This is a genomic window from Paenibacillus sp. JT22N1, from assembly GCF_059692155.1.
In genome coordinates this window covers 162,898-179,007 of record NZ_JCAUAW010000001.1, presented here as the reverse complement: position 1 = coordinate 179,007, position 16,110 = coordinate 162,898, and the positions used below count along the sequence as shown (strand labels likewise).

Genomic DNA, 16,110 nt, shown 5'->3' with positions numbered 1-16,110 from the left:
CGACAGGCTCCATTTTGCTATTCCCTCACTAGCACTTATTGTTTAAACATAAGGCAAATTCAACTCCGCGCTGCTGCTTAACCCGTCATGTAACGCCTGCCTACGAAGGACCAAGTAAAGCTCCGCTTTGGTTGAGTTATAGTAAGGCAGTACGAATAAAACGCCTATTCCCAGTGCCAACGTTCCTAGAATAAACCAACCAATAAAGGAAAGATCCAACACAAACATTTTCCACTTCTGCCCGCGTGTCATTTGATTACTGAGATCAACAGCTCTCTTCATCCCAATCCCAGGATTGTCCGCCAAAATATAAGGCGTCATGCTGTATGCATACGACTTCACGATACCTGGAATAATGAGCAGCAAAAACCATAAAAAATTAAGCAGGCCGCTCCAAAACATACCTTTAACAATTGCTAAGTAATTGCCTTTCGTAAACGAATAAACGAGATAGTTCATGTTTACATCATCTTGTGCAGCTTGTTTAAAATATTGCTGTTCGCTAACTTTTAGCGGAGCCACAACGAAGATATTAAAAGCTAACGCCACTAGTCCAATCACGGCTGCCAAGAAGGCAAAGATAAGGATAATAGCGAGACCAGCTCCGTCGGAGACATCGCCCATTCCGCCGCTAAACCCCGGAAGACTCATCGATGTACTTCCACCCGAATTATATGAGCAGCTTGATACCCCGCCACTAACCACGGCCAATACCAAACTAACCAGAAAAGCTTTCCAATACGATGTCCGCAGAACATTTTTGGCTCTAATCTTTAAATCCCTACGCGTCCAATACAAATTAACTCCCCCTATACTTGATATATTTATCACCTATCGTTCCGCAGAAATCAGAAGAGCGGAATACCCACAGGAGACTCCGCCATTTATCTTTATTTCAACAGCTTTTTGGCGACTATATAACCCGATCCTCCATTGATCCCGTGCCCTGGCCAGGTTGCCGCACCGAGCATATACAAGTTTGGAATTTCTGTTTGATGGCTTGGCTGCCCCGGTAGTGGCCGAAACAGATAGCTTTGCGCCAAATCATGTGCCCCGCCATATGGATCACCTGGACCGGAATTAGGATTGAATCTGGCAATTGTGTCTGGCGTGACAACGGCATGGCCAATAATGGCACTCGGGATATTAGGGATATGCTTGCCTACAATTGTAAGTATTCGCTCAGTGAAACGCTCTGTAAGCTCCGGTGTCCATCTGCCATCACCGACATCGATAAGACCAGCGGCATCGCCGCGAGGACGACAAGGTACCTCGAGCACCTGAATACGCATGATAGCCTTACCTTCAGGCGCACGAGACGGATCCAGATTCGTGGAACAATCCACAGTGAAAGTTGGCTTGGCTGGAAGCAAATCCGCCATTCCTTGTGCAATGGCCTGTGTGAATCCATCGAGTCCATCCGTTAAATGCGGCTGACCGACCTTGGCAAAGCGAGCATCTGGCCATTGCGGCGGTTCACTCAGAGCGAGATGGATCTGTACACAGCCCCTACCATAGCGGAACCGCTTCGCTTGCTCGATCAGCGGGGGACTAATTTCAGCATCAGCCAAAAGTGAGAGATAGAGCCGATCTGGACTTGTTGACGCAACGACTGCTTGCTTCGCCCGATACTCCTCCCCCTTCGAAGTCCGCACACCAATTGCACGTCCGTTTTTCACTACAATTCGCTCCGCTTCCTGTTCCGTGAGGATGACACCGCCTTGGTCCTGAATAAGCTGGGCAAGTGCTTGGGCAAGCTTTTCGCTTCCACCTTCGGGAATTGGCATTCCCCCTCCCATTAATGCCATTGCTGTGAGAGGCACCCAAATCCCGCTGCCAACTTCATCAGGCGTACGCCCAAGATGAGATAGCCATGGCGCCAACATAGCTCGGAGTACAGGAGATTGAAAGGAACTTACGGTATTACGTGCGGTTGAGAAGATCGATGCCGCAAATTCGGAGTATCCTTTACTTCCCTTATTATGTAAAAGCTTCTCGATGATAGCTGAGGCTTTGGAGCGTGATAGATCCAAATTAAATAAAGCAAAAACATCCGCTGCATAAGGATTGAATGCCTCGAACATGGCCGCTAAAGCAGCTCCATCGCCAGGAGCAAGTCGTTCGGCCTCTGCAATTAACGCCTCGAACGATCGTGAGAATACAGCCGTTTGGCCGTCCTCCATGGAGACTCCCGTTGGCAGGTCCGTGTTTAAGTAGCGCAATCCGCGAGCTTCAAGAGCTTCCCCAAGATCGGCATAAGCCGGGCCAGTCAATAGAAGAGGATGTGCGGCTGCATAGACATCATGCTTGAACCCCGGTAAAGTAAGTTCCTCCGTACGCAGGAAACCGCCTGGACGATCATTTTTCTCCAGAACGAGTACGCTCCTCCCAGCGCGTGTTAAATAGGCAGCCGTAATCAAAGCATTGTGGCCACTCCCAATTAAGATGACATCAAACGTTTTCAACTCCCATTCCCTCCTCACAGTGACTTCCATCATGGATTAATACTAACCTAATGGCTGTGAAAGGTTTGCCTCTTCTTGTCGACAGTTCCAATCCTATTTAAATTCGTCATTTTAATAGGTTATAATAGATTTATCTTAAATTAAGAGGGACAGATATGACGGAATCACAACGTATCAACTGCATGAAATGCCAACATTTCTACATTACGTGGGATGCCAATTTCCCTAGAGGCTGCAAAGCATACGGCTTCAAAACACAGACAATGCCCAGTCTTAGTGTACTTTCATCTTCTGGAAGGCCCTGTATGAACTTTGAACCGAAAGCAGATTCCAAACAGAAGTAATAAAAAAGAGGCCACCCTAGGGCGCCTCCTGCTTCCTTCTATTAGATGATTTTATAATCCGGTTTCACCTTCGTGAAATTCGGATTCTTCCCGCTAACCATCAGACCCATGCCCCAGTCAAAATGCGTATTTTCGGTCGGAAAATCACTGGCTTCGCGGTATTGGAACAATACATTCCTTCTTGTTCTAGAGCTCTTATTCGACTCTGAACCGTGAATCGTCAAGTAATTGAAGAACAGAACATCACCCGCTTCAGCCACGCAAGGCGTCCCCTCTTTAATCGGATATTCCTTATGATTCAAATAATAAGAGCCAACATGTGGCAAGGAGCCGGTGCGATGTGAACCTGGAATGACACGCAGGCAGCCGTTCTCCTCATCTGCATGATCCAGATGCACACTTGCAGCTAACATGGTGTGCTTTTCGTGCGGAAAATAAGGGTAATCTTGGTGCATCGGGAAAGCTGCGCCATTCTCTGGCGGTTTAACAAGCATTTTGGAATGATGCAGTTGCACGTTAGGACCAATAATCTGCGTAAGTACAGCAGCCATATTCGGATGAATCACCGCTCGCATAAACGCGGCATCGTGATAATGCACATCATGAAAACCTTTTAAGACAAGCTTTTTCAGCTCCTCTGCTGGAAGAAAATCGCCTTGCCATGCTGAATTATGATCATTCTTTGATTGTGCAGCACGGCTAATGATCCCCTCTACGCCTTGTCTCATTTCTTCAACTTCCTGTTGATTGAAAACTCCCTTAACGAGTAAATACCCATTTTCTTTATAAAAATCTACATCTTTTTGTTCGATCACAGGCCATTCCTCCATTTATCCGGTTGATATTTATTCGCTTTCTTATTTATAATTATAGGAAAACGAATGGATTCTGTCTTTTTCTCCAAAGGACACCTTTTTGCAGAATAAGGACATTTTATAAGTAAGGGATGAAACCAATGTATCTATGTAAAGAAACCGATTCTATGCTTAATGAAGTCCTGAACGTCATTCATGGACCCGCCGCTTGCTTCAAAATTCAATATTGGGGAGTTAACCCTTGCCTCTTTGACAATCAGCCCCATAAGCATTCTTTCTTTGAGGTTTGCTATATCATGGATGGTGAGGGTGAGTATACGGAAAAAGGTGTTGTCTATCCACTTAGAGCAGGTACACACTTCTGTTCGAGACCGGGAATTAATCATCAAATCCAAACGAAAGAAGGCTTATTTATTGCTTATGTCGCATTCGAATTAGATGAAACACAAAGCGATGCTGCTATGCGTGAAGCCTTCAACGATCTAGCTGAGCATGCCGAGGCTTGCATTCAGGAAGCAGATCATCACCCAACTGCCCACTTGTGGAAGTCACTCTTGATTCGAGAAGGAAAGGGGAGCTTACCGCCTGCTGCGATTCCCTCGCTTGCCTACGCACTTCTAGTATCCTTTCTTTCATTATTCGGAAAAGATAGAACTAAACCTTACTTTCACCGCAAAAATACACATATTCTGCTGCAGCGCGCCAAGCTTTATATCCGTGATAACTTATCCCAGCCGCTTCAACTTGGGCATGTCGCTGGTTATCTCAACGTCTCAGAACGTCATCTATCACGCTTGTTCTCTGAGGGCATACACGAGACTTTCACCGACTTCATTCGAAGTGAACGCATACGTCAAGCGGCCCACTTGCTTCTGACAAGCGAGCTTTCAATTAAAGAAATTGCAGAAGTCACAGGCTTTTCTTCTGTCCATTATTTTTCTCGAACATTTATGGAAGAGAAGAAGCTGCCACCAGGTAAATTCCGACAGCAGGAAAAGAATCGTTTGTAAGCATTTAATCACGTTTGGGGGGTATAACATAAATGACGTTTATGAGGGCTAAAATTACTCTTACTTCCGCATTTGTATTACTTGCTGCCATTGTAATTTTTGTGACATATTTAAATCATTCTTCTCCAGAAAAAGTCATTGATCATAAACTAAAAAATGCTACTTTTGAATATGAAATTGTTAAGGATGATTTTATCGATCAAGTATATGGTCAAAGATATTACATTAAGGAAACTGAGGGTAACTTTAATAACAAATTTCCACATATATTTTATCTGTACTCTAATTGGTTCGGTTGGTTTATTAAATCAACAGGAAATGCACCATAAATACTTTAGGAATTTGAAGGGGCTGTCCCATAAGGCGTTCATCTTTAGGTTACCTCTTGTTGTCACTGTTGCACTTCATGGAAAACCTACCGTTAATTTGGGTATTTTTTTAAAAAAAGTTAGTTTACATGGAAAATCTCCCGTTATTTCTGATGTTTTCTCGCTGAATAGCGATTCCCCCAAAAATTAGAGGGAGGTTTTCCAGTTAGATGATCGTTTAGAGCAATTAACGCCAAATGAACTGGAGGAAATCCTGTTAGATTTCGCCCCGTATCGAAAAAAAAGAGGCTGCTCACTAGGTTTTTAACCTTTTGAGTCAGCCTCTTTTTATTTCGCTTTGCCAGTACCCATAACGAAAAATCCAAATCCATTTTAATGTAAATATTATTCGCTCCCTCATTTTCAACAGCAGGCCAAAATATGAGAGAAGCGAGCTTTGTTTAATTTGCTTCACGGCTGTAAACCAATGGATTTAACGCAGTCGCCGCCAAATCACCTGGTTGAAGACCAGGAAACCACGATTTCAAATCACTCTCACGCGCTTTACTATCCGGCTCGGCCACTCTTATTCCGTCTGCATAATAAATCACCGTCATCACCTTACGCATAGTGTCCGTAGGGTTTCCAGGCGCGCTGTGCAGTGTCCACCCGGAGTGGAACGTTGCATCGCCTGCCTCCATAGCGCCGTGAGACATCGTTTCGAACCCTTTGCCTTCAATGTAACCAGCAAGCGTTCGGTGGGATTCATCGGAAATGACCATTTTATTAATGTAGCCAATAAGATGAGACTCCGATGCAAAGGTCATAGATCCCACCTCTTGGGAAATGGGAACTAACGGCATCCACATGGTGATCGTCTTATCTGTATCGAGCGGCCAATAGATTTGATCTTGATGCCACGGTGTATGACCTCCGTGAGGTTCTTTAAACAGGGCTTGATCATGATAAATTCGCACCCCATCCACCCCCATTAAATCAGCCGCGATTTTGGCAAACCGCTTAGCTAGTACGAATCGCCGGATCGCTTCACTTTTCTCCCACAGATTTGAGATCTGAATAAAAGCCTTCCCATACGTATCTCGCTGCTCGAGCGGCTTGTCATGATTATTCAACTCTTTCACCAAGTGACTAATAATAGGCTCATAGGAAGCAATTTCTGACTTGCTTGCCACCTGTCTAAGAGCAATATGTCCTTTTTTCTGATAGCTTTCTTTCTGCTGCGCAGACAATTCATAGTTGTCTTCCATAGAGGGTAAATCATTGCTATGACTTGTTTCCGAAATGCTCATCCACTGCTCACCTCTTTGGTATAATTATAGCTTTATTATAGGAGGCAAATGGTGCAAAATCTTTGTCAAACAAGGTTTTATTATTGTCAAAAACAACTGGATTATATGTACAATGAAGTACTACAATAAGACATAAGAAAGAATTTTTTAAGAGAAAGGGTTCAAGCATGAGCACCGAATTATTGAAACAACATTCAATTGTTCCGTTTGTTAGGCAAAGTGAGTTTGCTGTTCGTAAGCCGTGGTCATATCCGGAGCGTAGGTTGCTTGATTATCTACTCGTTTATATTCAAGAGGGCACTTGCTGTTTTTGGGTAGATCATAAGAAATATATGTTTCAAGCGGGTCAATTCTGTCTCGTACAACCGGGAAGCTTACTAACACTCGAAGGGCTGACTAACACAGTTACGCCCTATATTCATTTTGATTTATGTTATAATTCCGAACGTGAACACAGCTTCCCCACCCGACCAGGGCAGATTGATTTATCGGCTTATATGAACCTGATGCAGCCAACAATCAATGATCTATACGGGATTCAAATGCCGGTGCATGTTCATCCTTCCAACCCATCTAAATTGAAAGAAACGCTATTTCAAGTTATTGAGTATGCCCAGCAACAGGACCCGCTCATACAGCTAAAAACCCAACATCTCGTTACGGAAATTATCATTTCTCTACTAGAGACTTACTATCAGGCTACACAAACACCTGTACATTCGTTCAACTGGATTACTTCATACTTTTCCAATCATCTAAGCGAACCTATTTCATTAGAGGACATGGCGAATCGAGCCAGCCTATCCGTTTCCAGATTCAGTTTCATGTTCAAGCAGCGATACGGTATCTCGCCTCACCAGTATTTAATCAACATGCGGGTTAATCACGCCAAGGAACTTCTAACAAACACAGATCTTAGTCTCGAATCTATAGCGCTCTACTGCGGTTTTGCTGATTTACACCATTTCTCCAAAATGTTCAAGAAAAGAACGGGCTCTACACCTGGTGAATATCGTAAAACTAGTAAGAGCATTATATGAGAAAACCTCTATCAAAGCCATTCAAAGATGAGTGACCGCATTTAGATGTAGTTTTTATCGCCAATAGGAAAGCCGTTTTCTGGAACAGAAAACTTAAACTTTCCTATGTGGAAGCACAAAAAAACCCTTCCTCCGATATCCATATCGAAGAAGGGGTTCCTTCATTTCCCAGGAAATAGTCGAAACTAGTCGAAATAAACAGCTTTCCCTGTTTTTGCTGATTCATAAATAGCTTCTAAGATTTCGGATACGACACATGCTTGCTCAGGGGTTACAACCGGATCTGTATCATTCTCGATAGCTTGAATCCATAGGCGCATTTCTAAATCCGGTGCACTTTCTGTTTCACCATCGTAGAAGGCTACGCCGCCAGCATTCAATTCAACTTCGGTCGTGTATAAACGGCTGTGCTTCTCACCATTAATGCGAAGACCGCCTTTCATATCAGCGCCGCCCTCTGTTCCGCTAAGTGTACATTTCGCTTCATCCACTTCAAGTGTATTCAGCGCCCAGCTCGATTCAAGAATAATCGTAGCACCATTTTTCATTGTAATCATACCAAATGCGGAATCCTCAACGGTGAACTTGGAAGGATCCCAAGGTCCCCAAGCATTAGCTGCATTTTCTCGTTGGGATAATTTATGATAAGAAGTACCCAGAACGACCTTCGGCTCATAGTTGTTCATCATCCACATCGTTAAATCCAGTGCATGCGTACCGATATCGATCAGCGGGCCTCCACCTTGCTTCTCCTCATCAAGGAAAACACCCCAAGTAGGTACCGCGCGGCGACGAATCGCATGAGCCTTAGCGAAATAAATCTCACCTAGCTCGCCTTCCGAGCACAACTGGTGCAAATGTTGGCTATCGCCACGGAAGCGATTGTTGTAACCAACTGTCAGCTTCTTACCTGTACGCTTAGCTGCTTCTACCATACGGCGTGCATCTGCAGCTGTTTTGGCCATCGGCTTCTCTGACATGACATGCTTGCCTGCTTCTAATGCAGCAATCGTGATTTCTGCATGTGAATCATTTGGCGTACAGACATGAACGATGTCAATGGAACTGTCTTTCAGGACCTCGCGGTAATCTTCATATACACGAGCGTCTTCTTTGCCATACTTAGCAGCAGCTTCCTGCGCTTTTTCAGAAATGATGTCACAGAATGCAACCATTTCTACATTCTTTAATTTGTTCAAACTTGGCATGTGCTTGCCATTGGCAATACCTCCACAACCAATAATTGCTATACGATACGTTTTTGACATGATGATCCTCCTTAGTGTTTTACTTTAGTAAAACTTCTTTCGTCATATAAGCCTTAGATATGTATAACCGTTAGGCTTCTCACAATTGCTCATAGCTAGTACTATATAAGAGTATAACAAAAACCTACAAAAATAAAATTTCTGATCTGGCGAAAATTGTATGCAATTGTGCCATGATGGAGGATCATACATGCTTATTAACGAAATTTCCCGCAAACTTGGCATTACGGCCAGAGCTATTCGCTTCTATGAGCAGAAAGGACTGTTAAAGCCTGCGAAGCAGAAAGAGAATGGCTATCGAACCTATACGGAACAAGATGCGTGGAGACTACAAACCATTATCTCTTTACGGGAAGTCGGAATGACACTTGAAGATATTCGTCAAACCTTAGCCCAAACCGATTTAAATCAACAAGAGGAAGTGCTAAGCGCCCTGCAGATGCAGCGTTCAATGCTGTTTGAACAGTGGACAGAAATGAAACAAATCATCGGAACAATGGATCAGATGATCCAAGCTGCTCAAGGTAGCAGTATACTGCCGACCGAACTTCTTTACGAGCTAGCCCAGCAAAGCAAGGAGCTGCGTGATCTAAGGGGAAGCTGGCGCGACCATTGGGATTTCGATCGAAAGGCCCAACAGTTTGATGAGCTGCTGCAGCCTGCTTCTTCATTTGTAGATATCACAGAAGAGGGCCCGCTGAATGACATCGATATGAGCAGCCCTCCCGTATATACAAGCTACGAAGCAGCTTTAGACAAAATCGCCCAGCTTATCTCCCCTGCTCATGGCCTTAAGGGGCTTGATGTAGGAACAGGCACCGGCAATTTAGCCGACAAGCTGCAGCAAATCGGCCTAACCATGTCCGCCATCGACCAATCCAAGCAAATGCTCAAGCTTTGCGCAGCCAAATATGCTGACATCGAACTCAAGCTCGGCAATGTACTGGCCATTCCGTTCATGGATGGAACGTTTGATTATGTTGTCAGTTCGTTTGCCCTTCATCATCTAACAGAAGCGCAAAGGGAGCTCGCCTGGGGTGAAATGCTGCGGGTATTGAAGCCGGGCGGAATCGTATGTTTAGCCGATTATATGATGCAAGACCGAAATGAGGCAGATGTATTTCTAGCCAACCTCATCTCGTCTAAGGCAACCAAGCTGCCTATGATGCATGAGCAGGTAGATCTCTACATGACGCATACCCATATAACTGAGTGGTTACTTTCTCATACAAACCAAGTTAAATCGGAGCCATTAGGGAACAGCATTTACGTTATTTACGCACAAAAATGAGCCTGGGCCGCTGTTAACCAGCACCCAAGGCTCATTATTTTTTGACTATACTTGCTACCAGCTTGTAGCCAACGCCACGGATGGAATCGATTTGAACAGACTGTTGATTCATTTCCAGCTTCTTACGAAGCGAGCTCACATGAACATCTACGGTTCTCTGACCACCAATATAGTCGAATCCCCAAACGATATTCATAAGATCATCTCTTGTTACGACGACGCCCGGGCGCTGCACGAGATAAAGCAGGACCTCAAACTCCTTCGGTCTTAAAGGAATGGAATCCCCGTTCAGAACGACTTCATATTTCTCCGGATAAATGAACAATTCACCCGCCTGAATCACTTTCTCATTGCTCTTAAGTTTGTCCGCTGCCACGTCCTCCGATTGTGTTCTTCGCAGAACGGCAGAGACACGGGCAAGCAATTCCGCCACCCCAAAGGGTTTCGTTATATAATCATCAGCACCGTGCTTAAGACCTTGCACCACTTCATCCTCGGCATTACGTGCCGTTAAAATAATAACAGGTGTGCTGTTTCCTTTCTGCCTTAGCTTCGCCAATACCTCGAATCCATTCAGTCCAGGCAGCATAATATCCAGAATAATTAAGTCGTAAGTCTGCTGCAACGCCTCTTGAAGCCCATCACCACCATGATCGACAACCTTCGTATCATACCCGTCCTGAGATAAGTTGTACGATAGCAATCGAGCTAGAGTTGGCTCGTCTTCAATAACTAGTATTTTTTGTGCCATGGGATCCCCCGCGTTTACAGTATATTTACATTGCACAACCTCATTTTACCACATGATTGTAAAAACAATGTAAATGTTTCATCATCACTGTGTAAATTAGTGTATGACAGGCAATTCAATCGTGAACCTCGTACCGACCCCTACCTCACTATCGACCCGAATCGTTCCTTTATGCAGCTCAACTAAATGCTTCACAATCGATAATCCTAATCCCGTTCCGCCTGAGCTTCTGGAGCGCGCTTTGTCTACACGATAGAATCTCTCGAAAATTCGAGGTAAATCCTTCTTAGGTATGCCCATACCCGTATCCGAAACAATTAACCGCAGCCGTTCATAATCCCCATCAGCATTCTTATCTAGTGGTTCTACGCGCACTTTTACCTTACCGCCATCATGCGTGTAAGCAATACCATTGGAAAGCAGATTGATGATAATTTGCCGTAACCGATCTTCATCCGCCTCGATATAAATATCGTCATCGACCAGCATACTTAGTTCAATGTGCTTCTTCTCCGCTTCTTTTCGTAACACACTTAACGATCTCTCAAGAAATTCAGGCAAGTAGATCGGCGAAAAATTCATCGGAATCCGCTTCGATTCAATTTTGGATAACTCCAGTATATCCCCAATCAATCGATTCAACCGCTCACTCTCATCAAAAATGATTTGTAAGAACGATACTGCCGTTTCCTTATCATTAAGCGCACCAGCCAGCAGTGTTTCGGCGAAGCCTTTAACAGCGGCAATTGGTGTCTTTAATTCATGCGATACATTCGCGACGAATTCACTGCGCATCCGCTCAAGTCTGCGAACAGCTGTAATATCGTGAATAACGATAAGAACACCCGACCATTCCTCATCTTCATGGGCAATTGGACTCAAATGAATATCGAGAATTCGCTCTGCCGGATAATAGAAAACCATCTCATCGCGAATTGAATCTTGTGTCTCAATACATTCTTGAATCAACTTTGTAAACTCATATTGCTGCTTGGCTTCATTATATTTCTTCCCCAGAAGCTCCTGTGAGGAGAAACCTAAAATGTATTCCGCAGCAGGATTTAAAAGCATAATCCGCTCTTCACGGTCAATCATCATGATTCCGCTCATCATATTTTCCATAACGCCTTGAAGCCTGCGTTCATTTTCCTGAATCCGTGCCATTTGCTGCTGCAAACTTTCGGACATGCGATTAATCGCCTGACCCAGTTGTCCAACCTCATCATTACTGTAAGCCGGAACGCGTGATTGGTAGTTCATATTCGTAATTTGCTGGGCTACTTTCGTCATCTTCTCAATCGGGTGAGTAATCCCTTTCGCAATCCGATAACTAACGATTCCTGCGATCAGGAACAAAATGATCAACCCAGAAATCAGGAAATACCATAAGCTGCGGATCGAATTCCCTACCTGTTCCAAGCTCATAGACATACGTAAAAACCCTGTTGTCTCCCTCGCCTCATTCTTCACTGGAATAGCAGCATACAGCATATTTTCCTTCAATGTATCGCTGTAACGCGTAACGTAGCCGACTCCATTCGCTGCTGCCGAAGCAATCTCCGGTCGATTCAAGTGATTGTCCATTTGTTCGGGTCTTTGATCAGAGTCACCTAATACTTTGCCATCCGCTCGAACATACGTCACTCTCTCATTCGTTGCTTCTTTAAGGTGTTTGGCTTGTTCCGTATAGTAAGAAATCAACTCCGCATCGGTACCTTTTCTGTTCCAATCAACAGTTGCCGTAATGAGTTGCAGCTCGCGTTCCATATTATCTTGCAAAGACTTTATGTGAGAATTTTCAAGTACCTTTGCCATGAAAATGCCCGCAATCAACATCGAACAACCAATCAATAAAATCAAAATAAAAGTTAGTTTGGCACGGAATTTGGTCATCTGATACTAGCCTCCGATGGTTCAGTCTGTCCATTTCATGTGTAAAAACAAAAAGAAAAGGGCTACTCTACATAGTAACCCTTTCTTCCGTGCCTAATCCAGTATTTTTTTTGTAAAGATGAAGGATAAGTTCAATGCTTAGAAAATTATTTGAAAACAGGCTCTTTCAGTGCTGCCAGCTTCTCAAGTGAATTCTTCTCTACGTCAGCATGCAGGCTGTTACCGTGTGAATCCATCGTTACGATAGCAGCAAATCCTTCTGTTTCTAAATGCCACATCGCTTCTGGAATTCCGAATTCCATGTAGTCAACGCCTTCAACCTTCTTAAAGCACTGTGCGTAGTATTGCGCAGCACCACCGATAGCGTTCAAATAGACGCCGCCGTGTTCTTTCAAAGCTGCTAACGTTTTCGGTCCCATTCCGCCTTTACCGATGACGGCGCGAATACCGAATTTCTTGATAATATCACCTTGGTAAGGCTCCTCGCGAATGCTTGTCGTCGGTCCAGCCGCTTTAACGTGCCATTCGCCAGCTTCATCCTTACTCATTACAGGTCCGCAATGATAAATCGCAGCCCCATTCAGATCTACCGGAGCATCATGATCCATCAAATATTTATGCAGCGCATCGCGTCCTGTGTGCATCGTACCATTGATGACTACGACATCACCGACTTTGAGGCTGCGGATTTGCTCTTCCGATATTGGCGTTGTCAATACAACCTCACGGCGCTCTTCTTTTGGCGTATTCTTAGCTTCTTCTGCACTCGCTTCGAAAGCCTCTTGGAAAGAAACCTCTGTCCCTCTTGGATAGGACCATCCATTGATTTCGCCAGTTTCCGCATTCAAGACGACGCCTTGACGGCGGAACGCCCAACAGTTGTAAGCAACGGAAACGAAGAAGCTTGCTGGCAATCGGTTCATTACGCCAACTTTACAGCCAAGTAATGTTACTTGACCGCCGAAGCCCATTGTTCCAATACCAAGCGTATTGGCATGCTCCATGACGTACTCCTCAACCTTACGCAGCTCCGGATGTGGATTCACATCGTCAACATGACGGAATAATTGGTGCTTCGCCAGCTCGTACCCGCTTGTACGGTCGCCTCCAATACCTACGCCGATGAAACCCGCGCTGCATCCTTGACCTTGCGCTTGGTAAACCGCATGCATCACACATTTGCGAATGCCGTCAAGATCACGTCCTGCTTTACCTACACCTTCAAGATCAGCAGGCAAACTGTATTGAATATTTTTGTTCTCACAGCCGCCGCCTTTTAGAATCAACTTCACTTCGATATCGTCACGTTCCCATTGCTCGAAATGAACAACCGGCGTACCAGGCCCAAGATTATCTCCGCTGTTTGCACCTGTAAGGGAGTCTACGGAGTTCGTGCGCAGCTTACTAGCTTTGGTTGCATTAGCAACCGCTTCTAAGATTTGCTTCTTCATGATAATTTGGTTTGCCCCAACTGGACAGTGTATAATAAACGTTGGCATACCCGTATCCTGACAAATTGGGGATACATTGCATTCCGCCATATGGATGTTATCCGCAATGCGAGATAGAGATAACGCAGAACGCGTGCCTTTGTCCTCATTTTCCTGAGCGGCTTGTACCGCACGGCGTACATCACCGGGAAGGTTTGTGGAAGTTTCGACAATCAAATCGTAGACGCTTTGATAAAAATGCTGCATGACTAGGTCTGGCTCCTCTCTCAAATACACACATAATAATAATTACAAACTATTATAACATACCTCACATGAAGAGTTCGACGGTTCTTGTGAGGAAAACAAGGAGATTCACTGACATGTACAAAAGAATCGCAATTTCGATTCTAGTTAGCCTGATTGGGCTCACCCTTTTGCTTACGCCGCTGCAAGCTAAGCGCTCCGGGGATATTTACTACCAGGACCAAGTGGCCGTCCTTATGTATCATCATGTGCATGAAAAGGACACCAGCTCTAGCACAATTACAAGCTCGCTTTTTCAAAATCAGCTTCAATCGCTACTTAGCAAAGGCTATCATTTTATTTCCTTAGAAGAGTTCAAACAGTACATGGAGGGCGCTACCGTTCCATCCAATGCTGTTCTGGTAACGTTCGATGATGGCTATCAAAGCTTTTACACAGCAGCCTATCCGATTTTGAAAAGCTTGCGAATTCCCGCTGTAAACTTCGTTATTACGAATGACTTAACAAATCCGCTGGGGTCCTACATCCCTTCCATGTCGAAGGAACAAATCAGTGAGATGACGCATGCCACGAACTTCATCGATATTGGCTGCCATACCAACAATCTTCATCACAAGCTTCCAAATGGTGAAGCAGCGCTGGTAGGAAGATTGGATGCAGAGAACGATGATGTTTATAAGCAGCGTGTTTACAAAGATACGCAAGCTTGCATCGGCAAGCTCGCAGGCTTAACGGATAAGCCGCTTGACACGTTGGCGTACCCATTCGGCATCACGTCCCCGGCGGCGACAGAGCAAGTTGCGAAGGCGGGCATCCGCTACGCCTTCACGATTTCGCCGGAGATGGCGACGCGAAGCGCCGATCACCTGTTGATCCCGCGGATCAACGCGGGCAGCCCCGGCATCACGCCGGAGCTGCTGCACCGCTCGATCCAGCGCCGGGTCTTGGCGCAGCCGGGCAGCGCCCCGCTGCGCGTGGATGCGGCCGCTGCCGCAGCACAGCTCGGCGGCAGCGCTGATGTGGAAGGCGGAGAGCTTCGCCTCCGCCTCGGGCAAGAGGCATTCACCCTGCAGGTGAATGCGAAGGCAGCGACGCGCGGGAACGCGCGCGTCACGCTGCGGCAGCCCGTGCTGCGCGAGCACGGGCTGATCACGATCGCGCTTGATGATCTTAGCGCGCTGATCGGGCAGCCGCTCGTCTACACCCCGGCCACCGGGAAGGTGGCAGTGAGGGTGCCACCGAGCGTCAAATAAGCCGTTTTATTTTACTTTAGAAAGATTAGAACAATGAGGAGTTAACTCGATGAATCATCACTTTTTCGCTTACTTATATCGACTTAAATATATTGATCGCTGGAGTCTCATGTGGAACATGCGCAGAGAAAACGTAGCTGAGCACTCTTTCTATGTCTCAACAATTGCGCATATGTTATGCACCATTGCCAATGAAGTATATGGACGTAACGTGCCAACTGATCGCGTGGTATCCATCGCATTGTTCCACGACTCATCCGAAGTACTTACGGGGGATATCCCCCAGCCTGTGAAGCATAACAATGAGCAAATACTGCGGAACTTCCGAGAGATCGAAGATGTCGCTGTCGAACGGCTTATTCAAACTATTCCACCAGAAATCAGCGGCATCTACCGCAATTTAATTCAAGATCCTGACCCTGAGCTCTACCGCTGGGTGAAAGCCGCCGACTTGCTCGAAGCGTATATCAAATGCTTAACCGAGCTCTCCACTGGTAACCGTGAATTCGTTGTCGCGAAGCAGCAAATTCTGGAAAGCTTACAGAAAATGAACATACCTGAAGTCGATTATTTCCTCGAGCATATGAGTGCATCATTTGAGAAAACATTAGATGAAATTACATTGGATGAATCGACGTAAAAAAAGAGCATGCCATCATCAATGA

At 45.2% G+C, this 16,110-nt stretch carries 14 protein-coding genes; 6 read left to right on the top strand and 8 right to left on the bottom strand.

Going from position 1 to position 16,110, the window contains the following annotated elements:
- Window positions 1-42: 42 nt before the first annotated feature.
- The 3 genes from AC58UU_RS00795 to AC58UU_RS00785 form a co-directional block, all read right to left on the bottom strand.
- Window positions 43-798, bottom strand: coding sequence for a DUF975 family protein (locus tag AC58UU_RS00795; RefSeq protein ID WP_497312107.1), 756 nt, complete (start codon window positions 796-798; stop codon window positions 43-45).
- Between the two features lie 92 nt (window positions 799-890).
- Entirely contained in the window at window positions 891-2,465 is a 1,575-nt protein-coding gene (locus AC58UU_RS00790; RefSeq protein WP_497312105.1) for a phytoene desaturase family protein, read from the bottom strand.
- A 385-nt stretch (window positions 2,466-2,850) separates the two neighbouring features.
- Complete coding sequence (locus tag AC58UU_RS00785) at window positions 2,851-3,624, bottom strand: phytanoyl-CoA dioxygenase family protein (protein ID WP_497312103.1); 774 nt, start codon at window positions 3,622-3,624, stop codon at window positions 2,851-2,853.
- Window positions 3,625-3,791: 167 nt separating this feature from the next.
- On the opposite strand from AC58UU_RS00785, the gene AC58UU_RS00780 reads away from it, so the two are divergent.
- Both AC58UU_RS00780 and AC58UU_RS00775 read left to right on the top strand, forming a co-directional pair.
- Window positions 3,792-4,634, top strand: a complete 843-nt coding sequence (locus AC58UU_RS00780) for a helix-turn-helix domain-containing protein (protein ID WP_497312102.1) — start codon at window positions 3,792-3,794, stop codon at window positions 4,632-4,634.
- Between the two features lie 32 nt (window positions 4,635-4,666).
- The gene (locus AC58UU_RS00775) at window positions 4,667-4,963 is read left to right on the top strand and encodes a YjcN family protein (protein ID WP_497312100.1); all 297 of its coding nucleotides are present in this window, start codon (window positions 4,667-4,669) and stop codon (window positions 4,961-4,963) included.
- A gap of 440 nt (window positions 4,964-5,403) precedes the next feature.
- Here AC58UU_RS00775 and AC58UU_RS00770 read toward each other — a convergent pair whose 3' ends face one another.
- Complete coding sequence (locus tag AC58UU_RS00770) at window positions 5,404-6,252, bottom strand: phytanoyl-CoA dioxygenase family protein (RefSeq protein WP_497312098.1); 849 nt, start codon at window positions 6,250-6,252, stop codon at window positions 5,404-5,406.
- A 167-nt stretch (window positions 6,253-6,419) separates the two neighbouring features.
- Between AC58UU_RS00770 and AC58UU_RS00765 the strand changes: the two genes are divergently transcribed.
- Window positions 6,420-7,292: a helix-turn-helix domain-containing protein gene (locus AC58UU_RS00765; protein WP_497312096.1), complete on the top strand. Its 873-nt coding sequence runs from the start codon at window positions 6,420-6,422 to the stop codon at window positions 7,290-7,292.
- Between the two features lie 185 nt (window positions 7,293-7,477).
- On the opposite strand, the gene AC58UU_RS00760 is transcribed toward AC58UU_RS00765, so the two are convergent.
- Complete coding sequence (locus AC58UU_RS00760) at window positions 7,478-8,560, bottom strand: Gfo/Idh/MocA family protein (RefSeq protein ID WP_171642895.1); 1,083 nt, start codon at window positions 8,558-8,560, stop codon at window positions 7,478-7,480.
- A 190-nt stretch (window positions 8,561-8,750) separates the two neighbouring features.
- On the opposite strand from AC58UU_RS00760, the gene AC58UU_RS00755 reads away from it, so the two are divergent.
- Window positions 8,751-9,851, top strand: a complete 1,101-nt coding sequence (locus AC58UU_RS00755) for a MerR family transcriptional regulator (RefSeq protein ID WP_497312094.1) — start codon at window positions 8,751-8,753, stop codon at window positions 9,849-9,851.
- Window positions 9,852-9,885: 34 nt separating this feature from the next.
- On the opposite strand, the gene AC58UU_RS00750 is transcribed toward AC58UU_RS00755, so the two are convergent.
- The 3 genes from AC58UU_RS00750 to AC58UU_RS00740 all read right to left on the bottom strand — a co-directional run bounded on the left by AC58UU_RS00750 (window position 9,886) and on the right by AC58UU_RS00740 (window position 14,192).
- A complete protein-coding gene (locus AC58UU_RS00750) occupies window positions 9,886-10,602 on the bottom strand; it encodes a response regulator transcription factor (protein WP_497312092.1) in 717 nt (238 codons plus the stop codon).
- A 96-nt stretch (window positions 10,603-10,698) separates the two neighbouring features.
- A complete protein-coding gene (pnpS, locus tag AC58UU_RS00745) occupies window positions 10,699-12,495 on the bottom strand; it encodes a two-component system histidine kinase PnpS (protein ID WP_497312090.1) in 1,797 nt (598 codons plus the stop codon).
- Between the two features lie 146 nt (window positions 12,496-12,641).
- Complete coding sequence (locus AC58UU_RS00740) at window positions 12,642-14,192, bottom strand: fumarate hydratase (protein ID WP_497312088.1); 1,551 nt, start codon at window positions 14,190-14,192, stop codon at window positions 12,642-12,644.
- 116 nt (window positions 14,193-14,308) lie between these two features.
- On the opposite strand from AC58UU_RS00740, the gene AC58UU_RS00735 reads away from it, so the two are divergent.
- Complete coding sequence (locus AC58UU_RS00735) at window positions 14,309-15,445, top strand: polysaccharide deacetylase family protein (RefSeq protein ID WP_497312086.1); 1,137 nt, start codon at window positions 14,309-14,311, stop codon at window positions 15,443-15,445.
- 49 nt (window positions 15,446-15,494) lie between these two features.
- A complete protein-coding gene (yfbR, locus tag AC58UU_RS00730; RefSeq protein WP_497312084.1) occupies window positions 15,495-16,085 on the top strand; it encodes a 5'-deoxynucleotidase in 591 nt (196 codons plus the stop codon).
- Window positions 16,086-16,110 lie beyond the last annotated feature (25 nt).

Excerpts from the sequence above, each read along its gene's own strand:
- AC58UU_RS00735 (WP_497312086.1), top strand. The coding sequence starts at position 14,309 with ATGTACAAAAGAATCGCAATTTCGATTCTAGTTAGCCTGATTGGGCTC.
- AC58UU_RS00770 (WP_497312098.1), bottom strand. The coding sequence starts at position 6,252 with ATGAGCATTTCGGAAACAAGTCATAGCAATGATTTACCCTCTATGGAA.
- AC58UU_RS00740 (WP_497312088.1), bottom strand. The coding sequence starts at position 14,192 with ATGCAGCATTTTTATCAAAGCGTCTACGATTTGATTGTCGAAACTTCC.
- AC58UU_RS00750 (WP_497312092.1), bottom strand. The coding sequence starts at position 10,602 with ATGGCACAAAAAATACTAGTTATTGAAGACGAGCCAACTCTAGCTCGA.
- AC58UU_RS00765 (WP_497312096.1), top strand. The coding sequence starts at position 6,420 with ATGAGCACCGAATTATTGAAACAACATTCAATTGTTCCGTTTGTTAGG.
- pnpS (WP_497312090.1), bottom strand. The coding sequence starts at position 12,495 with ATGACCAAATTCCGTGCCAAACTAACTTTTATTTTGATTTTATTGATT.
- AC58UU_RS00775 (WP_497312100.1), top strand. The coding sequence starts at position 4,667 with ATGACGTTTATGAGGGCTAAAATTACTCTTACTTCCGCATTTGTATTA.
- AC58UU_RS00780 (WP_497312102.1), top strand. The coding sequence starts at position 3,792 with ATGCTTAATGAAGTCCTGAACGTCATTCATGGACCCGCCGCTTGCTTC.
- yfbR (WP_497312084.1), top strand. The coding sequence starts at position 15,495 with ATGAATCATCACTTTTTCGCTTACTTATATCGACTTAAATATATTGAT.
- AC58UU_RS00760 (WP_171642895.1), bottom strand. The coding sequence starts at position 8,560 with ATGTCAAAAACGTATCGTATAGCAATTATTGGTTGTGGAGGTATTGCC.
- AC58UU_RS00755 (WP_497312094.1), top strand. The coding sequence starts at position 8,751 with ATGCTTATTAACGAAATTTCCCGCAAACTTGGCATTACGGCCAGAGCT.